The sequence below is a fragment of the Varunaivibrio sulfuroxidans genome, assembly GCF_029318635.1.
Classification (GTDB): Bacteria; Pseudomonadota; Alphaproteobacteria; order Rhodospirillales; family Magnetovibrionaceae; genus Varunaivibrio; species Varunaivibrio sulfuroxidans.
Window position 1 is genome coordinate 1,115,001 of sequence record NZ_CP119676.1, and the last position, 25,649, is coordinate 1,140,649.

General features: G+C 61.2%; 25 protein-coding genes and 1 pseudogene (1 of these 26 only partly in view). 2 read left to right on the forward strand and 24 right to left on the reverse strand.

The features are described 5' to 3' along the window. A protein-coding gene (locus tag P3M64_RS05250; RefSeq protein ID WP_132938883.1) for a hypothetical protein crosses the window boundary here: on the forward strand, positions 1-150 show its end. Its footprint begins 345 nt before the window's first position; the window shows 150 of its 495 coding nt (coding positions 346-495); its start codon lies beyond the left edge, outside the window; it ends in the stop codon at positions 148-150. 350 nt (positions 151-500) lie between these two features. On the opposite strand, the gene P3M64_RS05255 is transcribed toward P3M64_RS05250, so the two are convergent. The 8 genes from P3M64_RS05255 to P3M64_RS05290 form a co-directional block, all read right to left on the reverse strand. Then, positions 501-959 carry a DUF2059 domain-containing protein gene (locus P3M64_RS05255; protein WP_132938882.1) on the reverse strand — a complete coding sequence of 153 codons (459 nt, stop codon included), beginning with the start codon at positions 957-959 and terminating at the stop codon, positions 501-503. Positions 960-1,179: 220 nt separating this feature from the next. After that, positions 1,180-2,493: a tetratricopeptide repeat protein gene (locus tag P3M64_RS05260; protein ID WP_132938881.1), complete on the reverse strand. Its 1,314-nt coding sequence runs from the start codon at positions 2,491-2,493 to the stop codon at positions 1,180-1,182. Positions 2,494-2,670: 177 nt separating this feature from the next. Next, positions 2,671-3,174 (reverse strand): hypothetical protein, encoded by a 504-nt coding sequence (locus P3M64_RS05265; protein WP_132938880.1) that lies wholly within the window; start codon positions 3,172-3,174, stop codon positions 2,671-2,673. Positions 3,175-3,372: 198 nt separating this feature from the next. Beyond that, on the reverse strand, positions 3,373-4,170 hold the full coding sequence (locus tag P3M64_RS05270; protein ID WP_132938879.1) for a PhzF family phenazine biosynthesis protein: 798 nt from the start codon (positions 4,168-4,170) through the stop codon (positions 3,373-3,375). Positions 4,171-4,172: 2 nt separating this feature from the next. After that, positions 4,173-4,589, reverse strand: a complete 417-nt coding sequence (locus P3M64_RS05275) for a GNAT family N-acetyltransferase (RefSeq protein WP_132938878.1) — start codon at positions 4,587-4,589, stop codon at positions 4,173-4,175. A 4-nt stretch (positions 4,590-4,593) separates the two neighbouring features. Then, positions 4,594-5,298, reverse strand: coding sequence for an alanyl-tRNA editing protein (locus tag P3M64_RS05280; protein ID WP_132938877.1), 705 nt, complete (start codon positions 5,296-5,298; stop codon positions 4,594-4,596). A 33-nt stretch (positions 5,299-5,331) separates the two neighbouring features. Further along, complete coding sequence (locus P3M64_RS05285; RefSeq protein WP_243644757.1) at positions 5,332-6,306, reverse strand: threonine dehydratase; 975 nt, start codon at positions 6,304-6,306, stop codon at positions 5,332-5,334. 41 nt (positions 6,307-6,347) lie between these two features. Beyond that, positions 6,348-7,286: a DMT family transporter gene (locus P3M64_RS05290; protein WP_165886292.1), complete on the reverse strand. Its 939-nt coding sequence runs from the start codon at positions 7,284-7,286 to the stop codon at positions 6,348-6,350. A gap of 211 nt (positions 7,287-7,497) precedes the next feature. On the opposite strand from P3M64_RS05290, the gene P3M64_RS05295 reads away from it, so the two are divergent. Beyond that, the gene (locus P3M64_RS05295; RefSeq protein WP_132938875.1) at positions 7,498-8,886 is read left to right on the forward strand and encodes an aminotransferase-like domain-containing protein; all 1,389 of its coding nucleotides are present in this window, start codon (positions 7,498-7,500) and stop codon (positions 8,884-8,886) included. A gap of 329 nt (positions 8,887-9,215) precedes the next feature. On the opposite strand, the gene thiD is transcribed toward P3M64_RS05295, so the two are convergent. The 16 genes and pseudogenes from thiD to P3M64_RS05375 form a co-directional block, all read right to left on the reverse strand. Beyond that, on the reverse strand, positions 9,216-10,067 hold the full coding sequence (gene thiD, locus P3M64_RS05300; protein ID WP_322111140.1) for a bifunctional hydroxymethylpyrimidine kinase/phosphomethylpyrimidine kinase: 852 nt from the start codon (positions 10,065-10,067) through the stop codon (positions 9,216-9,218). Beyond that, positions 10,054-11,394 (reverse strand): phosphoglucosamine mutase, encoded by a 1,341-nt coding sequence (gene glmM / locus P3M64_RS05305; RefSeq protein ID WP_243644756.1) that lies wholly within the window; start codon positions 11,392-11,394, stop codon positions 10,054-10,056. The genes thiD and glmM overlap by 14 nt, the downstream gene beginning before the upstream one ends. Before the next feature lie 100 nt (positions 11,395-11,494). Further along, entirely contained in the window at positions 11,495-12,337 is an 843-nt protein-coding gene (gene folP / locus P3M64_RS05310; protein ID WP_165886270.1) for a dihydropteroate synthase, read from the reverse strand. Positions 12,338-12,413: 76 nt separating this feature from the next. Further along, positions 12,414-14,375, reverse strand: coding sequence for an ATP-dependent zinc metalloprotease FtsH (gene ftsH, locus P3M64_RS05315; protein ID WP_165886291.1), 1,962 nt, complete (start codon positions 14,373-14,375; stop codon positions 12,414-12,416). 180 nt (positions 14,376-14,555) lie between these two features. Then, positions 14,556-16,028, reverse strand: coding sequence for a tRNA lysidine(34) synthetase TilS (gene tilS / locus P3M64_RS05320; RefSeq protein ID WP_132938872.1), 1,473 nt, complete (start codon positions 16,026-16,028; stop codon positions 14,556-14,558). 90 nt (positions 16,029-16,118) lie between these two features. Continuing rightward, positions 16,119-17,246 (reverse strand): tol-pal system protein YbgF, encoded by a 1,128-nt coding sequence (gene ybgF, locus P3M64_RS05325; protein ID WP_132938871.1) that lies wholly within the window; start codon positions 17,244-17,246, stop codon positions 16,119-16,121. Positions 17,247-17,610: 364 nt separating this feature from the next. Beyond that, positions 17,611-18,132 carry a peptidoglycan-associated lipoprotein Pal gene (gene pal / locus P3M64_RS05330; RefSeq protein WP_132938870.1) on the reverse strand — a complete coding sequence of 174 codons (522 nt, stop codon included), beginning with the start codon at positions 18,130-18,132 and terminating at the stop codon, positions 17,611-17,613. Between the two features lie 207 nt (positions 18,133-18,339). After that, positions 18,340-19,626 (reverse strand): Tol-Pal system beta propeller repeat protein TolB, encoded by a 1,287-nt coding sequence (gene tolB, locus P3M64_RS05335; RefSeq protein WP_243644763.1) that lies wholly within the window; start codon positions 19,624-19,626, stop codon positions 18,340-18,342. Between the two features lie 59 nt (positions 19,627-19,685). Then, positions 19,686-20,642: a hypothetical protein gene (locus tag P3M64_RS05340; protein WP_132938868.1), complete on the reverse strand. Its 957-nt coding sequence runs from the start codon at positions 20,640-20,642 to the stop codon at positions 19,686-19,688. Positions 20,643-20,654: 12 nt separating this feature from the next. After that, on the reverse strand, positions 20,655-21,128 hold the full coding sequence (tolR, locus tag P3M64_RS05345; protein WP_132938867.1) for a protein TolR: 474 nt from the start codon (positions 21,126-21,128) through the stop codon (positions 20,655-20,657). A gap of 3 nt (positions 21,129-21,131) precedes the next feature. Next, positions 21,132-21,860 (reverse strand): protein TolQ, encoded by a 729-nt coding sequence (gene tolQ, locus P3M64_RS05350; protein WP_132938866.1) that lies wholly within the window; start codon positions 21,858-21,860, stop codon positions 21,132-21,134. Positions 21,861-21,912: 52 nt separating this feature from the next. Continuing rightward, positions 21,913-22,368: a tol-pal system-associated acyl-CoA thioesterase gene (gene ybgC / locus P3M64_RS05355; RefSeq protein ID WP_243644755.1), complete on the reverse strand. Its 456-nt coding sequence runs from the start codon at positions 22,366-22,368 to the stop codon at positions 21,913-21,915. Then, entirely contained in the window at positions 22,361-23,401 is a 1,041-nt protein-coding gene (gene ruvB / locus P3M64_RS05360; protein ID WP_132938865.1) for a Holliday junction branch migration DNA helicase RuvB, read from the reverse strand. The genes ybgC and ruvB overlap by 8 nt, the downstream gene beginning before the upstream one ends. Beyond that, complete coding sequence (gene ruvA / locus P3M64_RS05365) at positions 23,401-24,036, reverse strand: Holliday junction branch migration protein RuvA (RefSeq protein ID WP_132938864.1); 636 nt, start codon at positions 24,034-24,036, stop codon at positions 23,401-23,403. Before ruvA ends, ruvB begins: the two co-directional genes overlap by 1 nt. A 66-nt stretch (positions 24,037-24,102) precedes the next feature. Further along, a pseudogene (gene ruvC, locus P3M64_RS05370) lies at positions 24,103-24,606 on the reverse strand (crossover junction endodeoxyribonuclease RuvC); the annotation flags it as partial. A gap of 96 nt (positions 24,607-24,702) precedes the next feature. Further along, the gene (locus P3M64_RS05375; RefSeq protein WP_132938862.1) at positions 24,703-25,449 is read right to left on the reverse strand and encodes a YebC/PmpR family DNA-binding transcriptional regulator; all 747 of its coding nucleotides are present in this window, start codon (positions 25,447-25,449) and stop codon (positions 24,703-24,705) included. Between the last annotated feature and the right edge of the window lie 200 nt (positions 25,450-25,649).

A 25,649-nucleotide genomic window follows, 5' to 3' on the forward strand; every position in this document is an offset into this window, starting at 1 on the left:
TCGGTGCGTGGGAATGTCAGCATTTTGACCTCGCAACGTGGCCAGCGGGTCTTATCCGTTCAAATATCGGACGCCAGCTTGCGTGGGTCCAACATCATCCTCACGGTTTCTCCTCACGAAGGAGCCGAGCGCGGCGCGCCAACGCGCTGAGAAACAAGCATCGACCCAAGAATCGGCCCAAGAATCGACCGTGGGCGAGCGTACCTATCAAGCCGCCGAGAAGACCGCGCCCGTTTTTTTGTTTTTTGTCGCATCCGCTCTTTTGATGCATCTGCCATGATACAAACGAACTAAAATTTAGTGATGGCGCTTCATTTGTAGCGATATAGCGCCCCGGACGCCCCACTCCCGAGACCATCATGGGCGCTTCCGCCTTTCGCGCGGCCACGGTGATGATGACGGGGGTGGGCATCGGCGCCACCAGTTGACGGTTGCGCGGTGGGTGCGGGAAAAGGGCGGGGCGCGCCTTCGGCGCCGTGCGCAAGTCGATGTCGGTTTTTTTACCGGTTCTTGCTCGCGGCCATCTCCTGCGTGATCTGCCGTTCTGCGACGGATAAAAAAGACGCCATATAGGCGGGAAGTTTCCGCGTAATTTCCCGTCCGGTCGGGCTTCCATAGAAATCCGCAAGGGTATTGAGTTCTTTTGTTGAGAACACCTGAACCATCGACGTGACCATCAATTTGCGCATCCACGACCAGTCGAGAGAACTCATTTCCCGAACAAATGAAGCGCGCTTGTTTTCGGGCATTTTCGTGGCCATTTGCGCTGTCATGTTGGCCATCATTTTGTTGAAATCCATTGTGTCCGCGTAACGATTCGCGGCGGCTAAACGGCTTTTTGCGTCGTCTTGATTTTTTGTGTTGTTTTGGTTTTTTGCGTCATTTTCAAAGAAAGACTGAGAGAAGGATAATGTTGGATAGCAGGCTAAAATTAAGGCTAAAAATACAATTTTCTTCATCAGAGATTCTCCCGATATTAAGCGCTATTCCATAATATTTCTCACGCGCAAAGGGATGATTTTGATGTAAGGGCATGGCGGAATACCTCCCCTCGCACCGCGACTGCCGATCGCCGGCCAATATATCTACCGAGGCGTTCAACTATCGTCCGCGCCACAACGAAAAATCCGCCCTCAGGAAGGCCGACACGGCACCGAGAACGAGACCAAACCGGAGCATTTATCCAAAATTGATCATCGTCGGGACGCAGTACTGGCGGCGCGCCTTGAACTTGCGGCAAAGAGCCTTCGCCGCGTCGTTATTTTTAAGCGGCCCCGCCTTGAGGCGATAGTAGATCCCTTTGCGCCCGCCCAAATCGACACGCTCGACATGGTGTGACAAGCCCCTGAGCAGGCGGGCGTCGCTTTTGAGGAGCTTTCGCCAGCCGATATCGGCGGCCCGTTTCGAACGATACGAGGCGAGGTGAACACCCGGACGAAACCCCTTCAGCGCGGCCGGTTCTCCGCCATTTTGCGCCGACGGAGCCTTACTTGTCGTGGGTTTCATCGGCGCGGGTTGCATCGCCCGTTCGATCGCGGCGCGTTCCTTGGTGTATTCGTCGGAGGTAATCAGGTGTTCTTCCTTGAGCTTTTCCAAGCGGCGCACGGCATCGGCGGCCTGCATCAGACCCTGCGGCGGCTCTCCGGGATTGGCGATGGCTACCGGAGTGGCGGGCATCAGGGCGTCCAGGATCATGGTCCGTTCCGCGGTATGCTGAGCCACGCTCATGGCGCGCATCTCAAGCGCCCGTCCAATCGCCCGCAGACGCCCCGATATCTGTTCGGCGGAGGGCACCGGGCGATCCAAGCCCGCCGCGGGCGGCGGCGACGTTAGCGGCAACAACGCCCCCACGTTGGCTTGGCGACGGGCGATGAACTCGTCCTTGGTGATCAAACCTTGATCGAGAAGGTCGCGTAAAATTTTAAATCGGCGCTCCACATTGCTATCCGCTTCGACGAAAGGCTGACTCGAAGAGTCCGACATCGTCCCCATAGCGGATTGAACGGGCGGTTTCGACGCCATAGCCTCGCCGTCGGTCCCACTTCCGTCGCCGGATACGGCGTGCGCTTCCGGTGGCGGCGCGCCATCGAGCAGACCCAAGTTGACGCTTGCAATTTTCGATATGGGTTGCGGCTGTCTATCCGCCCAAACCAACATTTGCTTATTGTCGTCCGGGCGCAAAGCCAAGACGGCCTCAAACATCTGCCGGGCCTTGGTTTTCTGGCCCGTGTTCTTGTACAACAAGCCAAAACCGAGCAACGCATCAACATCGTTGGGATTGGCTTTCAAGGCCTTCTGGAAGTGCGTCATCGCCTTGACATTGTCGCCCTTGGCCATTTCACCGAGCCCCAATTCGGCCTCGGTATTGTCTTTCAGAGGGCTGGACGCCCAAAACTCCGGCTTTAGAATTTCCCCATCCTGAAGCGCGCTACAGCCGCCCAAGACCAAAAGCGTGGCCGCGACCGCCAACAGCCGAATTCGATGCCCCGTCACCGTTGACCCCTTTCGATCATCATGCAATCTCTATCAGATTCCCAAGCGCGCGAAACGGCCTTCGTCCCCCGCACGACACCAGGGATAGTACCTGAATTACAAAAATATCCCAACTTTTTGAAAACAATTCATGCACCCGACCCGACGTCGGCGGACCAATGGGCGGCGCACCCCGCCCTACTCGCCTTTGAGCTTTTTCATCCGCGCTTCATACTCGTCGAGGACGCGACCGCAGCCCTGTGTGGTTGCGAAAGGCAGACTCGCCATCACCCCCTTACCCAGCTTTTTTCCACCCTGAATCAAAAACACTTCGCTCACCATGGCTTTACCCAAGGCGCGATTGATCGGCCCGACAAGTTTGGGGCCGGCGCCATCGAGTTGGAGATGTCCGTCTCTTTGTAAAATCAAAGGGTGGGAAAAAAAGACGCCAATAATCGCGTCATTGATGCGCGGCGCGCTTTGGCAAACAATCGCGGCATCGTCGGCGCGCGGCACGGTCATTACCGGGGTCACCGGCATCGGTCCCCGCGAGCGCCCCTTGTAATCCTTTACCGGAGCCATGATGAATTTCATCTGTATGTGATTGTTTTCACCCGGCAATTGGGCCATTGCGGGGCGTGGCGAAACGGCGGACAACGCTATGACGGCGAAAATCAAAAACGACGTAGTTCTGAGCATCATCGGGCGTAATCCTTATTCCAAAACGTGGCCCCCCACGGGCCTCGGAGTCACGGCATACTCAGTATATAGACCATGGCTCCTCCGTTTTGTAGGGGGGTAAGGGCGACAATGCGCGCACCCTTGCGCATGTTCTTTCCTGTGCTTCCTTCCCGCCCCCTTTTATGGTCATGCCCGGAACGGCGCGGCAAGGTCCCGGCCTTAGGGAAAAATACGCCCGCGCATATATAGAACCGCCGCGCCGGAGATAAAAACCCTATCCCCGCCCAGGCGGCAACGCAAAACCCCACCCCGCGCGGAAACCTGGCGGGCGAACAACGTGTCTTTGTTCAGCCGCGCGGCCCAATAGGGCGTCAGAACGCAATGAGCCGACCCGGTCACGGGATCTTCGGGAATACCATGATGGGGGGCGAAGTAGCGCGACACGAAATCGCAATCGTCACCCGGCGCAGTGACAATCAGGCCGTCGCCGCCCAGCGCGACGATGGCCTCGGAATCGGGAACGAGCGAACGCACCATATCGGCGCTCGCCAGCACCGCCATCGGTTTGTCGGCGGCGTAGAACGCCTCGACATCCGCGCCGATGGCCTTTTTCAGTCCCGCGGGCGGTGTTTTCCGTTCACCCGGGCGGGCGGGAAAATCCAACTCAAGTCCCGCCTCCGCACGGCGAACGGCCAATATCCCGCTTTTGCTGGAAAAACGCACCACGTCGCCGGCGAACCTCAGTTCGTTGAACACCGTCCATCCCGTGGCCAAGGTGGCGTGGCCGCACAAATCGACCTCGGTTTTGGGCGTAAACCAGCGCAAGGCGAAATCGGTATCGCCGCCTTCCGGTTGGGGAACGAAAAAAGCCGTTTCCGACAGATTGTTTTCCGCCGCGATCTTTTGCATCAACGCGTCGTCCAACCACGAAGCGAGCGGACAGACCGCCGCCGGGTTGCCGGAAAACACCGCGTCGGTAAAGGCGTCAACCTGATACAGGGGAAGACCCTGGTCCATAATCAATCCTCCGTCCATGGACGTTTGAGCCCGAAGCAGTTGTCGAAAACGTCGAGTCCGACCTTGGGATAATAGGTCATGGCCTGGGGCGCGGAGAGCAGCACCAGCGTGGTCTCCCGGCCCGCCTCGGCCCGGGTGCGCTTGATCAAGCGGGCGCCGATCCCCTGGCCCTGAAAAGCCTTATCCACCGCCAAGTCGGACAGATAGCAACAAAAACTGAAATCGGTGACCGAGCGGGCGACGCCGACGATCCCGCCCGCCTCGTCCCGCGCGGTGACGATCAAATCGGCGTGTTTCAGCATCTTGGCGATCCGTTCGAGATCGCCGACGGGGCGACGCTCGGCCAGGCCCGAGCCGTCGAGCACCGCGAGAAAGTCGGCGGCGCAAAGATCGTTTTCGAGCGCATAAACGATAGCCATCGTCTCACCCCTCGAACAGGATGTTGATGCGGCGGTTTTGCTTGCCCTTATTTTCGATCTTGCCGATGCGCACCGGACCGATTTCCCCGGTGGCGCGCACATGGGTGCCGCCGCAGGGCTGACTGTCGGCCCCCGCGATGTCGATCACGCGCACTCGCCCCGTTCCCATCGGCGGTTTGACCGACAGCGTGCGCACCATGTCCGGGTTGGCGGCAAGCTCGGCGTCTTCGATCCAGCGTGACGTCACCGGCAAATTATCCGCGATCAGACGATTGAGGGCGACGTTCAGGGCCTCCTTATCCGGGCTTTGCGCCAAGTTGAAGTCGAGGCGGCCCTTTTCGGTGGAAATCTGCCCGCCGGTGACGGCGCCATCGACGACGGCGCACAGCAGATGCAAGCAGGTGTGCATGCGCATGTGGGCGTAACGGCGCGGCCAATCCAAATCCAACCGCACCTCCCGGTCGTTTTCGGGAAGCGCGGCGCCGGAGGCCGGGACGTGGATAATATCGCCCGTCTCCTTGTCCTTGAGAGTATCGACGATCTCGATCGTCTCCCCACCCCAGGTCAAGGTCCCCCGGTCGCCCGGCTGACCGCCGCCCGCAGGGTAGAAAATCGTCCGTTGCAGAACGATACCTCCGGCATCGGCGCGCACGACCTTGGCCGTCGCCCGACCGAGATAAGCGTCGTCACGAAAGAGCGTTTCGGTCATGTTCACTCCTTGAGGTCCGTGAAGGGTTGGCGTCTAGGCCACGGATGATAGCACGTCAGCGAACGTTTTCCGGCTCACATTCGCGCCGCTGAGAATCAGGCCCACCTTGCGCCCCGCCATTTTTTCCTTCTCGACCATCAGGCCCGCCAGGGGGATCGCCCCCGCCCCCTCGGCGACGTTGTGGGTATCGCTGAAATAGGCCGCCATGGCCGCGCGGATGGCGTCGTCGCCGACCCGGATCACCCGCGCCGCCCCCTTGACTATCATCGCCACCGCATCCGGATTGGGGACCCGGCAGGCGACGCCGTCGGCGATCGTTTCCACGGTCTCGGCCCCGGGAATCGCACGCCCGGCCTCGAAGGACAGCGCATAGGCCGGGGCCTGTTCGCTGACGACGCCGACAATTTCGGTCTTCAGCCCCAACGCATCGCGCACCGCAATCAGCCCGCAGATCCCCGATCCCATGCCGATCGGAACATACACGGTATCGAGGTCCGAAACCGCCCCGAAGAATTCGAGCGCGTATGTCGCCACGCCGCGGATAAGCTGCTCCTCAAACGGGCCGATCGGATACAGTCCCCGCCGTTCGGCCAACGTCCCGGCGAATTCGAGCGCTTCTTGAAAATCCGCGCCGTGTTCGATCAACTCCGCGCCCAAGGCGCGCATCGCGGCATTTTTTTCCGAATCGTTCCCATGGGGAACGACGATGGTGGCGTTCTTGCCGACCTTGGCCGACGCAAAAGCCAGCGATTGGCCGTGATTGCCCCGGGTCGCCGAGACCACGCCCGGCAAATTGGGTTGGCGACGGGCCAGCTCGGCCATATAGGCCAAACCGCCGCGCACCTTGAACGCGCCGACCGGCGTGTGGTTTTCGTGTTTAACCCAAACGTCACAACCGCAACGCCGCGATAGCAAGGGCCATCGATACTGCGCCGTCGGCGACATGTGGCGATAGATGTCCGCTCCGGCCTTTTCAATGGCGTCCAAATTCAAATCAAAAGTGCTCACAAATCCGTCCTTTCTTTCGTTTTTTAGGCGTCCGGTTCCGCTTAGCCCCTGCGCGAAAGAAAAATGCCCAGAAGCACGGCGCCGACCGACAACGCCAGGGGAACCGAGAAATGTTGATGAAAAAGAACCACCGCTAGGCTCAAGCTGACCAATGGCATCGCGAATTGCAGGGGCGCGATGCGCGTTACCCCGGCCTCGGCGAGCGCCCAATTCCACAAGACATAGGCGACGACCGTCGCCCCGAACCCGAGATAAAAGATCGCGCCCCAGGCAATCGCCCCCACATCCCGCGCCATGACCGGGGATATGGACAATGCCCCAAACGGCATCAAGAAGGTCGCCGACAGCAGAAGGGCCGCAGCAATCGCGATCGCCCAAAATGTCACGACGACGCTTCCCAAGGTGCGGCTCGCGCGGCTCCCGACAACATAGCCCAACCCCGCCATCGCCGAGGAAAGCAGGCACAATAAATCACCACGCACCGTCGCTTCCCCGACGCCCCTAGAGCGTAGAACAATCAAAAAAACGACCCCCAGCACCGCGATCGCCATACCCAAAAACCAACGCCCGCCGGGACGGCGCCGCTCGAACAAAACGCCGAAAAAACCCGAAAACACGGGAATAACCGCGTTAATCAAAGCCGCGTGAGTGGGTGAAGTCGCCTTGACCCCGATGCTGAACGCCAGGGGAAATACGATAAAACCGGCCACCCCGGCCGTCATCACCGATATCCACTGCCCTCCCGTTCGAGGACGCGCGCGCCGACGCCATAACAAAAACGGCGCGACCAACGCCGCCGCCAAAAAAGTCCGCGCCAGGGCGACGAAAACAGGGTCAACCGCATCGACCGCCAAACGCGTCGCCGCCGGCGTCGCCCCCCAAATCACGACGACCGTGGCCCCGGCGGCGTAAGCCGGGAATAGGTTTTTTATCGGCGCGCCCGCGACGCGACGCCCCCCGAATGAAGAAGAGGCGGGCATAATCATACCCCCCCGGCGAAACGGTTCACGGGCGCGTGCGAATATCGAACGCCATCGATGGCAAGACCGCGTCCGGCTTCGTCAAATTTCGATATCTCACCCATCCGACACGGCACATCGAATCCTTTCGCGGCGATTCCGTTATTTTTATCTTCGATACAATTTCCATTATTGTTGACATTTGTATGGGGTCAATGATTACATTGTCATTATGACAATATGGATCCCAGACCTTTCATCCTATGACGGCCCCAAGTACCTGGCCATCGCCCAGGCGCTGGAAGACGATGTCCGCGCCGGCAAGTTGCCGCCGGGCGCCCGCATGCCGACCCATCGGGAACTGGCGTTCCGTTTGGGGGTTACGGTCGGCACCGTGACCCGCGCCTATGGCGAGGCGCAGCGCCATAATCTTATCGGCGGCGAAGTCGGACGCGGAACCTACGTCCTGGAAATGCAGCGACCGTTGTCGGTCTACGACGTGCGCAGCCCGGAACCGTCGGGGGTTATCAACCTGTCGATGAACCGCCCCGCGATCGGCCCCGAAGGCGACATGCTGGCCGACACCTTGCGCGACATCGCGGACTCGCCGAACATTAAATACCTGACCGAGTATCAGCCCGCCAACGGCATGCCTCACCACCGCGACGCCGCCGCCGCCCTGCTCGCCCGCTTGGGCTTCGCCGTGCACGGCGCGGCGGTTATTCTTACCAACGGCGCGCAACACAGCATGGCCGGGGCGGCCATCGCCCTGCTGGGGCGGGGAGATGTCTTGCTCACCGAGCGCTTGACCTATCCGGGGCTGGTCGGCCTCGCCCACAGTTTAGGCATCAAGCTTCTTGGCGTCGAAATCGACGCGGAGGGTTTGATACCCGACGCCTTCGACGCCGCCTGCCGAACAAGCCGAGCGAAGGCCGTCTACACCCTGCCGACCCATCATAACCCGACCACCGCGACGATGAGCCGCCAACGCCGTGAAGACATCATCGCCGTCGCAAGGCGTCACGGCGTGATCATCATCGAGGACGACGTCTACGGCTTCCAACCCAGCGAAACGCCGCCGCCGCTGGCGGTCATCGCCCCCGATCAAGTATGCTACGTCACCAGTGCGACAAAAAGCATCGCCCCCGGCCTGCGCGTCGGCGTCATGGTGCCGCCGAAAAAGCACAAGCACGCGATCGGCCTGGGCATTCAGGCCACCGGATGGATGATCCCGCCCCTAATGGGCGAGGTGCTGACGCGCTGGATCCAAAGCGGTATCGCCGCCGACCTCATTCATTGGCACGGCGAAGACGCCCGCAAGCGGGTCGTCATCGCCCACGATCTTCTCGGAGGATTCGACCTGACCACCCAACCCGAGGCGATGCACGTCTGGCTCACCCTGCCCGACGGCCTGCGTCCCGACGCCGTGGTCAGCGCCGCCATCGACCGCGGCGTTTCGGTCACCCCGCCGGGGCCGTTCATGGCCGGCAAGGGGCCGTTGCCCAACGCCATTCGCCTCTGTCTGGGGGCGGCGGGGCCGATCGAGCGGATGGTCGAGGGGCTGCACATCGTGCGCGACGCCATCGAAAACCCGAGTGCGATAAATTTCGCCATGATGTGAGGGGCCTCACGCTGGTCACCTGGAACTGAAATACGGTGCACATATGACGCACGGAAAAAGGCTTCGGCTAGGAAGGGTCCGCGCCATAATGCGGGAACATCATAAGCGGGCCATGACGACGTCCGAAGCCTTTTTTCCGTGCGCCCAAACGATCATAGAGGCAAAGCGGGTCCCCCATACGGCGCGCCCGCTGCGTCAAGGACGCTCGCCGATGAACCGCATCGCCTTCACGCCCTCTCCTATCGGGCGCGCCGTATGGAGGATCATATATGAACCGTATTTCAGTTCCAGGCGACCAGCAGGCCTTGAGCCCTTAACAACCTTGGAAGTTAGGCGTCGAAGGGGGCGCAGGGGTGGCCGTGGTTCAAGGGGCCGTGGCCGCGACCCAATCCCGGCGCACTTTCGATCGCCCCGCGCACGTAGGCGTGCGCCCGCTCCGCGGCATCCTCAAGGGTCATGCCCTGGGCCAGCGAACAGGCGATCGCCGAGGCTAGGGCGCAACCGGTGCCGTGGGTATGGGGGGTATCGATTCGCGCACCACTAAACGTGGCCGCCACCCGTCCGCCCGACCACAAAACATCCACCACCGGATCGACGTCGCGGTGCCCCCCTTTTATAAGAACCGCCTTTGCGCCCTGCTTTTCCAGGATCAGGGCGGCGGCGGCGAGATCGCTGTCGCCGCCAATGGCGATACCGCTTAACGCTTCGGCCTCCGGGATGTTTGGGGTCAACACCGTGGCCCTGGGCAGCAGGCGGCTTTTCAGCGTCGCCAACGCCTCGGGGTCGAGCAACGACTGCCCGCCCTTGGCCACCATCACCGGATCGACGACGAGCGGCGTTCGCGGGCACGTCTCGGCAAGAATATCACAGACGACATCGATGGTTTCTTTTTTGTGGAGCATGCCGATCTTGACGGCGTCGGCCCCGATGTCTTCCAGGCAGGCGCGCATCTGTTCGCCGACAAACGCGGCGGGGATATCAAAAATCGCGCGCACCCCCCGGGTGTTTTGCGCCGTCAGGGCGCTGATCGCGGTCATCGCATAGCCACCCAGGCAGGTCACCGTTTTGATGTCGCCCTGAACCCCCGCGCCGCCCCCCGAATCGGAGCCCGCGATAATCAGCACCCGGCCTTGCGTCCGCGTCATGGCGTCCTCGCCGCGATCGCCCCTAACTCTGGGCACGTTCAATCGCCTGCGCGATGGTGTCGATGATTCCACGGATCACGTGTTCGTCCTCGCCTTCCGCCATCACCCGGATCAGAGGCTCGGTGCCCGATTTTCGGATCAACAATCGTCCACGACCGCCCAGACGTTTTTCGCCGTCGGCGATGGCCCCTCTAACCGCCGGGGCGTCGAGGGGTTTCCCATTGGAAAATCGCACATTGCGAAGATGCTGGGGCAGCGGATCGAAAATCCGAAAAAGGTCGCTCGCCGATTTGTCCTGCGCGCCTAAAATGGCCAAAATTTGCAGCGCCGCGACAAGACCGTCACCGGTAGTACCGAAATCGGACAACACGATATGGCCCGACTGCTCGCCGCCGACATTGAAGCCGCCGCCACGCATCCGCTCGACAACATATCGGTCGCCCACCGGGGTGCGTTCCAGGGTCAGGCCGCGCCCACGCAGGTAATGTTCCAGCCCCATGTTGGACATCACGGTGGCGACCAAGCCGCCGCCCTTCAGCGCCCCGATATCCGCCCACCGTCCGGCGATCAGCGCCATTAATTGGTCGCCATCGACAAGTTTTCCCTTTTCGTCGGACACCAAGATGCGGTCGGCGTCGCCATCCAAGGTAATCCCGACATCCGCGCCTTCTTCGCACACCCGACGGCAAAGCGCCTCGGGATGGGTCGAACCGCACCCGGCGTTGATGTTGAAGCCGTCGGGCGACGCCCCGATCACCACGACCTCGGCGCCCAGTTCCCACAGAACCTCGGGGGCGACCTTGTAGGCCGCGCCGTGGGCGCAATCGAGCACCACCTTCAAACCTTCCAGCGAGGCGCCGCGGGGGAAGGTCTGCTTGACGAATTCGATATAACGTCCCTGGGCGTCCTCGACCCGTTTCGCGCGCCCCAAGTGCGCCGGCGCGGCGAGCCCCGTATCCATATCGCCCTGCACGCGCGCTTCGATTTCGTGCTCCACCGCGTCGGACAGTTTATGCCCGTCGGGTCCGAACAGCTTGATCCCGTTATCCGCATAGGGGTTGTGCGACGCCGAGATCATCACCCCGATATCGGCGCGCATCGAACGGGTCAGCATGGCGACGGCCGGGGTCGGCATCGGGCCGACCAGAAATACATCCATCCCCATCGACAGGAATCCGGCGCTCAGGGCCTGTTCGATCATATAGCCGGAAAGTCGGGTATCCTTGCCGATCACCACCCGGTGACGGTGATCGCCGCGGTTGAAATGCAGGGCGGCGGCCTGGCCGACGCGCAGCGCCATGTCCGCCGTCATCGGCGGGGTATTGGCGGTGGCGCGAATGCCGTCGGTGCCGAAAAGTTTCATTGTTTTTTCCATACCATCACGCGTCGCCCCGGGGTCCAAATCCGAAGCTTTCGTTACATACCCCGGATCGCCTTAATGCGGCGTAAAAAATTGTTTCCGTTTATGACGATGACTCCGCGAGCGCGCACCAGATATCGACCGCCTGGCGCGTCTGCGCGACGTCGTGAACGCGCACGATAGCCGCCCCTCGGGCGATCCCGAACAAGGCCGCCGCCAGCGACCCGCCGAGGCGCGCCTTGGGATCGTCCACCCCGGCGATGCGCCCGATGAAACTTTTGCGCGACACCCCCAGGAGAATAGGCAGACCAAGCGCCGAAAAACGTTCGAGTCCCGCGATCAAGGTCAGGTTATGGGCATCGGTTTTGCCGAAACCTATTCCCGGATCAAGCGCTATTTTTTCCCGTGCGATTCCAGCGGCGACGCAAGCCGCGACACGTGCTTCGAGGTAGCCGAGCACTTCGGCGCAAACATCGACGTAATGTGGGGCTTTTTGCATCGTTCCCGGCTCGCCGCGCATGTGCATGAGAACGATATCGGTCCCGCTTTGGGCGGCGACGCGAAGGGCGTCGCCATCGCCCTCGAGTCCCGAAACGTCGTTAATGATCCGCGCCCCGGCGCGCGCCGCCTCGGCCATCACCAAGCTATGGCGGGTATCGACGGAAACGACGATTCCCTCGGCGCTTAGGGTTTCGATTACCGGGACGACGCGGGCGCATTCCTCATCAATGGTGACGGGCTGCGCGCCGGGACGGGTCGATTCGCCGCCGATGTCGATAATGTCCGCGCCCTGAGCGGTAAGCGCCCGCCCTCGAGCGATAGCGGCGGCGCGGTCGAACGCCTCGCCGCCGTCGGAAAAACTGTCCGGCGTGACGTTCACGATCCCCATCAGCAAAGGGCGGCGTAGCGTCAAACCCGCGAACGTATCGTGTACATTATGTGTCATGCGCACACAATGGCCCCAAAAAAAATCCCGCACAAGGCGAGATTTTTTCGAAAAAGAACGCCCGAGGCGTCGGATATCATCCCTCCGGCTGGGGATGGGCGCCCAGTCCCTCCGCGCCTTCGTCCTTGGGCGGAGACTTGGGTCCCTTGCGCGCGCCGCTGCTCGGCACCGACGATTTACGCCCACCCTCGCTGGCGGCGTCGTCATCTTCGGGACGGTGCAGGGTCTCTCCACGTAGAAGCGCCCGAACCTCATCTCCCGAAAGGGTCTCGTATTCAAGCAGCGCCTGCGCCACGACATCCAGATCGTCGTCGTGCTCGGTCAGAATAGAGCGCGCCGTGGTTTCGGCGGTATCGATCAACCCGCGCACCTCGCTATCGATCAGGCTCGCCGTCGCATCGGAAATATTTTTGTGTTGGGTAACCGAATGGCCGAGGAAAATTTCCTCGTCGTTCTCATTGTAACGCAACGGCCCCAACTTATCGGAAAATCCGTATTCGGTAACCATCCGACGGGCGATATTGGTCGCTTGCTGGATATCGTTGCCCGCGCCCGTGGTGATATTTTCCTTCCCGAAGATCAATTCCTCGGCGACCCGTCCACCAAACATCATCGCCAGGCGGGACTGCAACTGTACCCGCGAGAACGTGTATTGATCCCGCTCGGGCAGGTTCATCGTCACGCCGAGGGCGCGGCCGCGCGGGATAATCGTCACCTTGTGCAAGGGGTCCGATTTGGGCGTGTAAATACCGACCAAGGCGTGACCGGCCTCGTGATAGGCGGTCAGTTTCTTTTCCTCGTCGGTCATCACCATGGAGCGTCGTTCCGCCCCCATCATAACCTTATCCTTGGCGAATTCGAAATCGGCCATGGTGACGTACCTTTTACTGGCGCGGGCGGCGATCAGGGCCGCCTCGTTAACCAGATTAGCGAGATCGGCGCCGGAAAACCCCGGCGTTCCCCGCGCGATAACCCGTGCTTCGACATCGGGGGCCAGTGGCACTTTTTTCATATGCACCTTGAGAATCTTCTCACGTCCCAAGATATCCGGATTGGGCACCGTAACCTGGCGGTCGAAACGCCCCGGGCGCAGCAAGGCCGGGTCGAGAACGTCGGGCCGGTTGGTCGCCGCGATCAAGATCACGCCCTCGTTGGATTCGAAGCCATCCATTTCGACCAGCAACTGGTTGAGGGTCTGTTCGCGTTCGTCGTTGCCTCCGCCCAGGCCGGCGCCGCGATGGCGACCGACGGCGTCGATTTCATCGATGAAAATGATGCAGGGCGCGTTTTTCTTGCCCTGTTCGAACATATCGCGCACCCGCGACGCGCCGACGCCGACGAACATTTCGACGAAGTCCGAGCCGGAAATGGTGAAGAACGGCACATTCGCCTCGCCGGCGATGGCGCGCGCAAGAAGGGTCTTGCCGGTTCCCGGAGGACCGACCAGAAGGCACCCCTTGGGAATTTTTCCACCCAGGCGCTGAAATTTCTGAGGATCTTTGAGGAATTCGACGATTTCTTCCAACTCTTGCTTGGCTTCATCGATACCCGCGACATCCTGAAAAGTGACCCGGCCCTGGCGTTCCGTCAGAAGCTTGGCCTTGGATTTGCCGAACCCCATCGCCTTGCCGCCCGCCCCGCCCTGCATTTGGCGCATCAGGTAAATCCACACCCCGATCAACAACAACATCGGGAACCAGGAAATCAAGATCCCCATCAGGGTCGGCGATCCGGCGTCCGACGGCACCGCCGTGATATGCACATTTTGCGCCGTCAGCTTGGATATCAGGTTGGGGTCGGTCGGCGCGAAGGTGGAGAACGTCCCGCCATCGCGGCGCGTGCCTAAGATATCATAGCCCGAGGCCGCCCCTTTAAGGGTCACGCTGCTGACTTCCTTGGCGTCAACGGACGACAAGAACGCAGAATAGGAAATCGTGCTCTGCGCACTTTTCTGCGTCGTCCCCTGAAACAGGTTAAACAGGGCGAAGACCAAAAGCGCGATAATAACCCAGAGCGCCATGTTCCTGCTGAAGTTCACCGGCGTATCCCTTCATTAAACTTTAAATTCAAACGCGACCGTTTTCGCCGCGCCCCGCCCGATCAACGAGCATCCGCATCACACTCCGTAGCATACCACGGAACCTTTCTGAGATAATCCCGCTTCACCGCCACGCAAGGGCAAACTCTTTTATCTTCCACTATATTCCATGACCAACGCTTACGCGAAGACCTCGTGCGCCAGCCTTACGGTGTTTCCGGCAACGTGGCGCAAAACGGGCAAACGCGCAAGCCCCCAATCCCGCCGGTAGCCCAAATGAGGCACCGCCACCACGCCCAAATCATCCTTGACGGCGGGCAAGGACATCCGCGCGATAAGGGGAATCGGATGGCTTTTCAAGCCCGGCGCACGCACCGCCAGTTCCCGCCACCCCGCACTGTCCAGCGCGTCGAGATAACGCCCCACGGGCGCATCCGCCCGCACATCGACCTCGAAACGATGGTCGAACGTATGACGTCCCGGCGTCAATGGCAGCGCCGATACGCCGCGAATTTCGCGCGCCACCAAAAGTGTCCCCGGGTCGGCTTCAGACCCCGTTCCCGGAGCCTGAACAAGGAGACGGCATCCCGCCAAGGTGCGACCGGCAAAGGTCTTGTCCCCGTCCCCGTCCCCGTCCCCGTCCCCGTCCCCGTCCCCGTCCCCGTCCCCGCCCCCGACCGGGACGAGCGCGCCCAACAAGGCGTCCAAGCCGTCGCGCCGAGCGGCGTAGTTTCGCCCCCCGACCCGCGCCAAGACCCACGCCAGAACGCGCCGCGCCAAGGCGCGATGGGCGGCGCGCAAAGGTGAAAGTTCGATTTGGGCATAACCGGCCTCGAAAAAGCGGACATGGCGGTCAATCCAAGAATACGCCAGCGCTTCGATCAATTCGCGCAAAACGCCCGCCTTGCGGCAGACGCCGAGCGCGCCATCCTTGAGCGCCGCCCCACCCGGACGCGCCAACGCCTGGCGCACCCGAACGCGCTCATAGCGCCGGTCTCGGTTCGACGGGTCCTCGATCCACGATTGCCCTTTCGCGCGCAACGTCGCCCGCAAGGAAGATGGCGAAATTTCCAACAAAGGCCGCGCAAGAACGATTCCATCGCGCACCAGTGTCGAACGCATGGCGGCCAAAGTTTCGATCTCTCCGCCACGCGCCAGACGCATCAGCGCGGTTTCCGCCTGATCATCCTCATGATGCGCCAACAACACCGTCGTCACCCCGTTGTCGCGACACCAGTCGGTCAACAAGGCGTAGCGGGCGGTTCGGGCGGCTTCTTGAATGGCTGTGCGGGGCTTGACGCCGCGCCAACGCAACGTGACATGGGCGACCCCGCGGGCCGCCAGCCAGCACGCAACCCGAGCGGCTTCCCGCGCCGAATTTTCACGCAGGGCATGATCCACTCCAAGGGCGGTCATCGCAACGTCCCGCCGAGCGCACCAGTCGGCGACGAGACACGTCAAGGCCATGCTATCGGCCCCACCGGAAACCGCCACCGCCAAACCGCCACGGCGCACGTCGGGAAGTTCGAGACGCGCCATCAGACGCGCGAACAATCGGTCATCGAGAGCGCCCGTCCACGTCTGCTCCAACGCGGGCGGACGTTCGAATCGCACGTCTCCAGCGTCCATTCGATCGTCCCCGTTCAACGTCATGTCCGCCTCTCGTCGCGTACAAACGTCACACCCCAAGAACCCATCCGTCGCAGCGACCGCCAAGATCGGAGGGCGGAGACGCGGCTTCGATTACTTCGAGCACCCGTAATGCGCCTCCTCGCGCTTTAGCGTCGTTGCGATCGGCGCACGCATCTTGGGATACGCACTTTTCACTTTGGAAAAGGCGGCGCAGGCTTCCGTCTTCTTGCCCAGGTTGCCCAGGGACATGCCTAGCTTTAGCAGGCTGTCGGGCGCTTTCGGTCCCTTGGGCGCTTTCTGATAGGCTTCGAGAAAGGCCTTCGCCGCAGGAACGTACTGCGCCCGCACGTAGTACGTCTCCCCCAGCCAGTAGCGGGCATTATCGACCAGGGGATCTTTCCCATTGCGGTCAATGAACGCCTTCAGGGCGGTTTCCGCCGTATCGTATTTGCCGTCGCTCAACAATCCGAAAACATATTTATATTGGCTTTTGGCGTCTCCCGGCGGCAACACCGACTCGGAGGTCGCGGCTTGTTCGGAAACGGACGTCGGCGAGGTCGCCGCCCCGGTCTGGCTGCGGTTTCCCTGCTGCGCACTTTTGCTCAATTCCGCCTGTTTATCCAATTCCGCCTGTTTGTCCAATTCCGATTGCGTGATCGTCCCCAGGGGGTGCGCGGGCGCACCCACGGACGGCATCGCTTCACCGCGCACAACCTCTCCCGGCGCGGGCGCCCCCTGGGTAAGCGGCTGCGCCGACGTGGCGCTCCCCGCGACCCGTCCTTCAAGGCTGCTTAAGCGAAAATCGACATCGGCGACCAATTTATCGAGGCGCTGGGTCAATTTATCGACCTTGTACGATAGCGTTTCGTTCGCCCCGGTTTGTTGGCGCATTTCGCCCTCAAGGGCGGAAATGCGTTCATCGAAGCGATCTAGGGTGTAATTGTCCGCCCCCACGCCTGGAGGCGTGGCGCCGGACGGGGACGTTGGCGCACCCGCCGAGGACGTCGCCGGGGAGGGCAACGAAGTCGGGGCATCCGTGCGGCCCGTCGCCAATTGCATATGCAAGGTGCGAATATCCCGCTGCAAACGGTCGATCCGATGGACCAGCTGTTCGATGGTGGTTCCGTCGGGGGGCGTTCCATCGGAACTTTGCGCCCACGCCGGAGTGGGGGCGCCGACCAGTCGTATGCTCATCGCGACGACCGCCACCGTGAGGACACGCGCCAACTTTCTATTCATATGTTCATCCCCAATATCTTCAATAATCCTCGGCGTTTTCGGATTTTTCGGCGCGCGACATCTGTCCTGCACACGCCGATCTCGACCGGACACACCGATCCCCGCGTATAGCAAACCTCGGACGGCCACCCAAATCACACCAAATCATACGGCCCGCCGCGCCGAATTTCCACACCGTCGCATACGCCACGCGGCGCGCGCCGATCAGAGCGCAGAGGCACGCCGACATCAGACGCATTTTTTAGGGCGAAAGTGTGGCGTAGACGCAAAAGCGCCCGACCTTCACGGAAAAACCGGAAGGACAGGCGCTTTTTAACCTTGCGTGCGCGCAATACGCGGGGCGCGCGAAGCCTCTATGCGCGAATCACTTTACGACCGTCACGGCACGGCGATTTTGCGCCCAGGCCTGCTCGTTGGAACCCAAGGCCACCGGACGTTCCTTGCCGTAGGAGACAACATCCATGCGATCGGGAGAAATCCCCTGAGAGACAAGATAGTCGCGCACCGCGTTGGCGCGGCGCTCGCCGAGGGCGAGGTTGTATTCGCGGGTTCCCCGTTCATCGGTATGCCCCTCGATCGTCACCCGAACGCTTGGGTTGGCTTTCAGCCAAGCCGCCTGCTTTTGCAGGACGTAACGCGCTTCGGACGTGAGGTTGTATTTGTCAAACCCGAAATGAACCCGATCGCCGACATTGACCACCAAGTCTTCCTGAGTGCCCGCAGCGGGCCCCGAAACCACGGCCCCGGAGGGCGCCGAGGGTGCTGTCGTCGTCATCGGCGCGCTTGCCCCCCCGGTCCCGGCGGTGGAACCGGTTTCTGTCGGGGTGGTGCTGCACGCGGCAACGAGGGACACAACCGCAATCATGCTTAAAACTTTAAAACGCATCTATATCTCCTGACCTTCTGGAGCGTTCAATTTTCAACAGCCGTCCGCCGAGTGCGACACAAAACGACTCTAGCCCTCTGGAAACACGAAACTAACCATTTCGTTTGACCCTTTTGTGACCAAACGCAAAGATAACTCGCCTCAATATTTCTTTGCCTAATGTTCGGATAATAAAGGCCTTTACGCTGCGACTATAGGGCTAATATTTCAGGGAATCAAGGGGGACCACGCAGGATCGGACGCATCCGTCGGCGTAATGACCTCACGTTCGTTCGCCCCAGTCAGGTCTATGGTGTAAAGACGAGAGGTTCCCCCCCGCCCCTTGTCGTCGCTGGGGGTCTGACGGTAGAACATCAAAACCCGCCCGTTGGGCGCCCAGGTCGGCGATTCAACCAAAAAACCTTCGGCCAGCAGACGTTCGCCACTACCGTCCGGATGCATCACGCCGATATAGAACTTATGGTTCGCCATCTTGGTAAAGGCGATCAAATCACCACGCGGCGACCACACCGGGGTGGCGTAACGCCCTTTACCGAAACTAATCCGTTTGACGTTGCTCCCATCCGAATCCATGACGTAAAGTTGCTGAGAACCGCCACGATCCGAGTTAAAGGCGACTTTCTTGCCGTCGGGCGACATGCTGGGCGAGGTGTCGATCGCCGAGTTATGGGTCAGACGGCGCACTTCCCGGGTCGCCAGGTCCATTATATAGATTTCCGAGTTGCCGTCCTTGGCCATACTCATAATCACCTTGCGGCCATCGGGCGAAAACCGCGGCGCGAAAGTCATCCCGGGAAAATCGCCGAGCCGCTCCTGACGGCCGCTGTCAATATTGAAAATGTAAACCCGGGGCGTGTTCTTGAAATAGGACAGGTAGGTGATTTCCTGAAGCGTCGGCGAGAAGCGTGGCGTCAACACCAACGATGAGCCATCGGTCAAGAAGCGGTTATTGGCGCCGTCTTGATCCATGATCGCCAACCGTTTTATGCGGTGATTCTTTGGCCCCGATTCGGCGACGTAGACGATCCGTGTGTCGAAGTAGCCGCTTTCACCGGTGATCCGCTCGTAGATGGCGTCGGCGATGATGTGCCCGACCCGCCGCCAATTGGACGGCACCGTGTAATAGGCGACCCCGGCCATCTGCCGTTCGGCGAAAACATCCCACAGGCGAAACTCGACCCGCAGGCGACCGTCGTTGGTTTGGATCACCCGTCCTTGGACCAGCGCCTGGGCGTTGATGATGCGCCAGTCGCCAAAGCGCGGCAAGACGTTCAGCGAGGTGTCGGCCTGAATAAACGCCTTCGAATCGATCGGTGCGAACAAGCCCGAACGTTCCAGATCGGCGGCAATGACCGAGGCGATATCACGCCCGTAATTTTGCTCGTACGCGTTATCCCCATAAAACCGCGTCACCGCGATCGGCATCGGGGCGACGGTCCCTCGGGTGATGTCGATGCGCAGTTCGGCGCGGGCCTCGGGCGTGGGCCCGATCATGCCCAACGCCACCACCAGGAACAACAGGAAAGCCGGAACAGCAAAAACTCTAGGGCGTGTCATAAGCCGAACATCTCCTTGGGGTTAAACGTCAACGTCATTTTTTGCCAGGTCGCATATTTTTCCGGCGGCAACTTGAAGGGCGAACAACGCGGGTTCAAAACCGCCCGCAACGCGCTTTCGGCCATGGCGCGATAAAACGGGTCCGAGCGCATTTGGCCCGCGCCCTCCAGGCGCGCTTCGCGCACCGTGCCGTCGGGATTCATCGCCATCGCTATGGTGATGATCATGTCCTGCGCGTTTTTCGCCCCGGCGGGCGGATTCCAGCATTGAGCAATCTGGCGGCGCACTAAATCTTTCTCGCTGATCGTCAACGGCTGCGACGCCATGTAATCGGGCGTCGCCTTTTGTAATACCTTGGCGATCTTGTCCGCGAACGATGTCTTGGCCGGCGCGCTCTTTTGAACCTGTTTTTTCTCCACCTTGGGCGGCGGCGGCGCGTTCAGCTTTTCGACCGTATGGAGCACCGACGCGAAGGGATCGGGCGCCGGCTTCTTTTTTGGCTTTGGCTTTGGCTTTGGCTCTGGTTTCGGTTTCGGTTTTGGCTTGTCCTGCTTCTTCGCCTTGACCTGGGTCACGCTGGGCGGGGCGGCCACCGCCTTGGGCGCCTTGGGAACCGGAGGCGCCTTGGGCTTGGGCGGCGGGGACGCCTTGGGCTTGGGCGGCGGGGACGCCTTGGGTTTCGGTTTTGGCTTCGGCGGTGGGGAGGCCTTGGGTTTCACTTTCGGCGGCGGCGTTTTTTTAACGGCTTCGGTCTTTTTGACGGGCTTGACATCGGCCTTCTCGGGTTTCGGACGGGTAGCGCCGACATTGGTCTTGTCGGCGACGGTCAGGACATCGACAAAAACCGGCACATCGACGTTCTGAACCGGACGGTGCAGCATCGGCAGGCCAAAATAGGCCAGCGCAAGCACCAGGGTATGTATTCCAACCGACAGCGCCAAATTCTTATACACCGCGTCCCCCACCTACCGCCCGGGCGTTTTCGAGGGGGTCGGAGCGGACGGATGAACCTGCCGGGTAATCAGGGCGACTTTTTGAAACCCGGCGCCGTTCAGCACCCCGATCACCGTCATCACCCGCCCGTAATCGATGTTCTCATCGCCGCGCACGAAGATGCGCACACCGGGGTTATTGTGGCTGATCGCCATCAGACGCGCCGTCAGAGTGGACAACTTGACCTCGGTATCCTGTACATAGATACGGCCTTTTTTGTCGATACTGACCGCCAGCGGCTCGTCATGACCGCTGATCACCGAGGCCTTCGTCTTCGGCAACTCGACCTGCACCCCCACCGTCAACAGCGGCGCCGTCACCATGAAGACGACCAAAAGCACCAGCATCACATCGACCATCGGGGTCACGTTAATTTCGCTCATCGGGCGGCGGCGGGCGCGTCGCGATCCCCCATGCCGCCCCCTAATATTTACCATGGCGGCCATGGGTTACGCCTTTTCTTCCATCTGGCGCGATAAAATCGCCCCGAATTCCACCGCGAAGCCATCGAGCCGGGCGCCGTAACGGTCAAGATCGCTGGACAACTTGTTGTACGCCAGCACCGCCGGAATCGCCGCCAACAAGCCCAAGGCGGTCGCGAACAGCGCTTCGGCGATGCCCGGCGCGACCACCGCCAACGAGGTGTTCTTGGTCAACGCAATCGACTGGAAGCTGTTCATAATCCCCCAAACAGTGCCGAACAGGCCGACGAACGGGGCCGTCGATCCGGTCGAGGCGAGGAACGTCATGTAACGCTCGATCCGGCTCATTTCCCGCGATACCGTGATTTGCATCACCCGATCGATGCGTTCGGACAACGAGGCGCTGAGCCGCGCATCGCCCTTGCCCTTTTCCAGGGCGCGGCGCCATTCACGCATGCCCGAGGAAAAAACCGCCGACATCGGGTCCTCGGGATGCGCGCCGACCTTATCGTATAGTGAATCGAGCGGTTGACCCGACCAGAAGCGCTGCTCGAACGCCGCCGCCAAACGGTTCAACTTACGCAGTCCCATCACTTTTTCGAAAATAATCGCCCACGACCACACGGAAGCCAGCAACAACAGGAAAAGCACCGTCTTGACCAGCCAGTCGGCGCGCATGAACAGCGCCCACACGGAAAAATTCATTTGAGCGGCGGATGCCCCCAGGTTAACGGCATCGATGACATTGCTTTGCATACTTTATCCTCGGTAACGGGGCGTGCGTTGCGCATCGCCCGATCATCTCTCATCAGGCTTTAATAAAATCTTGCAGCTTGCGCCGGATCGCCTCGGGCATGCGCCCCGGACCGCCATCCAGCTTCATGCACCCCAGGCGAATTTCAAGACGCACCAGTTCCTCGCCGTCCCGGCGGATCGACTGCACCCCCTCCAGCGAGGCCCCGCCGACCTTGGTCAGGCGCAACCCGACATCCAGCAGGTCGTCCAGGCGCGCCGGCTTGAAATACTGCGCCGACACGGAGCGCACGACAAAGGTCAAACGATGGCGCTCTTGCAGAGTGGCGTTTTCAATGCCCAGTCGGCGCAACATTTCGCTGCGCGCGCGCTCGGCGAATTTTAAATAATTGGCGTAATAAACGACGCCGCCGGCGTCGGTGTCTTCGTAATAAACGCGCACCGGCAGCACGAACACGCCCCTTGCGCCGAGCCGCGGGTCGGACATTTCTTTGTTTAACGTCTTAGTCATCGTCCTGGCCGATCAATTCGAGTTGCGCCCCGGAGGCCGGAAAATTCAAGCCCAGATGCCCATAGGCCCCCGGCGCCAAGGCGCGTCCACGCGGGGTGCGCAATAAAAACCCTTGCTGAATCAAATACGGCTCGATCACCTCCTCTATGGTGTCGCGCTGTTCGGACAGCGCCGCCGCCAAGGTTTCGACGCCAACCGGCCCGCCGCCGTAATTTTCGGCGATGCATATCAAATAGCGCCGATCCATGCCATCCAACCCGGCCTTATCGACTTCGAGACGGTTGAGCGCGCCGTCGGCCACGGTCTCATCAACTAGGGTATTCTCGGCGACGCCGGCGAAATCGCGAACCCGGCGCAACAGGCGTCCGGCCACCCGGGGCGTGCCGCGGGCGCGCCGTGCGATCTCCATCGCGCCGTCCTCGGTCATCTCCACGTCCAGCAACCGCGCCCCGCGTTTGATGATGCCGATCAGTTCCTCGGGCGAATAAAACATCATGCGCAGCGGTATGCCGAAGCGCTCGCGCAGCGGCGTGGTGATCAGGCCCGAACGGGTGGTCGCCCCCACCAGGGTGAACGGCGGCAGGTCGATGCGCACTGACCGCGCCGCCGGGCCCTCGCCGATGATCAGGTCGAGTTGGAAATCCTCCATCGCGGGATAGAGAATTTCCTCGACCACCGGGTTAAGGCGGTGAATTTCGTCAATGAACAGAACGTCCCGGGGTTGCAAATTGGTCAAGATCGCCGCCAAATCGCCGGCCTTGGCGATCACCGGCCCGGAGGTCGCGCGAAAACCGACCCCCAGTTCGCGGGCGACGATTTGCGCCAATGTCGTCTTTCCCAAGCCGGGCGGACCGTAAAACAGGGTGTGGTCCATCGCCTCGGCGCGCGCGCGCGCGGCCTGGATAAAAATTTTCAAATTTTCGCAGACCGGGCGCTGGCCGACAAAATCGTCCAAGCTGGTCGGACGCAGGCTGACTTCGCCGAAATCATCCCCCTGCGGAGCAGGCGCCACCAGGCGATCCTCATCGACCATCACAGCCCCTCTTTCAGGCCAAGCTCACCCAAACCCAGGCGGATCAGATCCTCCACCCGTGGCGGATCCTCCAACGTCGAAGCCGCGTGCGCCACTGCGCCCAGCGCATCGGACGCGCCGTAACCCAGATTGACCAACGCCGAAACGGCGTCGCGCAGGGCGGCGTCATCACCGCCCGCACCGAGCGGGGGAGGGCTTTTTTGCGAAGCGCCGGAGGGCGCCATACCCAAAGTCAGTTTGGCGACCTTGTCCTTCAATTCGCTGGCGATGCGCGCCGCCAGCTTGGGGCCGACGCCGGGCGCGCGGGAAATCGCCGCCTTATCGGCGGCGGCGATGGCGTGCGTCAATTCATCCCCCGACAAAGCCGATAAGATTCCCAGCGCCACTTTCGCCCCGACCCCCTGAACGGTGGTCAACAATTTGAACCAGTCCCGCTCGTGCGCATCGTAAAAGCCGTACAAATGGATATGATCTTCGCGAACATGGGTTTCGATGCTGAGGCGCGCGGGTTCGCCGACGAACAGCCGCGACAGGGTTTTCCCCGAGCAAAACACCAAATAGCCGACACCCCCGACATCGACAATCGTCCAGTCGTCGCCCAGTTGGTCTATCGTTCCGCTAAGTTTCGCGATCATCGCCCCACCCTCTTCGCGCCACGCGCCGCCCCCGGTTTCCCGCCCCGCTACCGGTATTGCCCTGCTACCTATTGCCCCGCTACCGACCGCGACGCGCCTGGCGGTTTCACGGTGATGGGCGTGGCAGATCGCCACCGCCAACGCATCGGCGGCGTCGGCGCCGGAAAAGGTATAGCCGGGCAGCAGGGTCTTGACCATCATCTGGACCTGCGCCTTACCCGCCAAACCACCGCCGACGACGGTTTTCTTGATCAGGTTGGGCGAATACTCGCCGACCACAAGACCCGCCTGCGCGGGAACCAGCAAGACGATGCCGCGGGCTTGCCCCAGCTTCAGGGTCGAGGACGGGTTTTTATTGACGAACGTCTCCTCGACCGCCGCCTCGTCGGGGGTGAAGCGCGCGATCACCGCGGCGACGCCCTCGAACAATTGCACCAAACGGTCGGGCAAGGATCGGGTCCTGTCGGTCGATACCGCGCCGTCGGCGACATAGCGCAACCGATTGCCCTCCACGTCGATCACGCCCCATCCGGTATGTTGAAGCCCAGGATCAAGTCCGATTAACCGCATATCGTCTTCAACCGCTCCTTCAGCGCCCGGCCCGCGGCCGCGGCGTGTTGCAACACCCTCCCAGGATCCTCCCGGGCGTCGTGTCGCCCGATGTCGTTAGGCGCTCAACCTTTCCATCACCTCGTCGGACACTTCGAAATTGGCCGCCACGCGTTGAACGTCGTCGTTGTCTTCAAGCACGTCGATCAACTTGAACAAGGTCTGCGCCGTGCTTTCGTCCACCTCGGTCGTGGTTGTCGGCTTCCAATCCAAACTGGCCTCTTCGGGGTCGCCGAAACGCTCCGTCAGGGCATCGCGCACGGCGCTGAAATCGTCCGGAGCGCACGTGATCTCGTGGCCCTCCTCGTCGCTGGTCACGTTATCCGCGCCAGCTTCAAGGGCGGCTTCGAAGACGGTATCGCCATCGGCCACGCCGACGGCGAAGCGCACCACACCTACGCGATCGAACATGAACCCGACGCTGCCCGTTTCACCCAGGTTGCCGCCGTGCTTGGTGAAGGCGGACCGCACGTCCGAAGCGCTGCGGTTGCGGTTATCGGTCAACACCTCGACAATCATCGCGACGCCGCCCGGCCCATAGCCTTCGTAGCGCACCTCTTCGTACATTTCGCCATCGCCGCCGGCGGCTTTTTTGATCGCGCGGTCGATGTTGTCCTTGGGCATATTGACCGCGCGCGCCGCGATCACCGCGCCGCGCAAACTGGCGTTTTGGTCGGGGTCGGGCAAGCCCGACTTCGCCGCTACGAAAATTTCACGTGCATGCTTGGCGAAAATTTTCGCCCGCTTGGCGTCCTGCGCGCCCTTGCGGTGCATGATGTTCTTAAACTTGGAATGACCGGCCATGTCTCTTTTCTCTGTCTAACGTCACTGCAACCCCCACCGCGCTCTCGGCGGAGCGCCACGGAATCGGGAACCCTTTCCCTAATGATCGCTTTATATACCATGTTTCCGCACGCGGTAGGGGGGGATAACGGCCATTCAATACAGCCCTTAAGCTGCCAGAGCAATATGGCAGCATTGGGGCGTTTTCAATCCGTATCTAT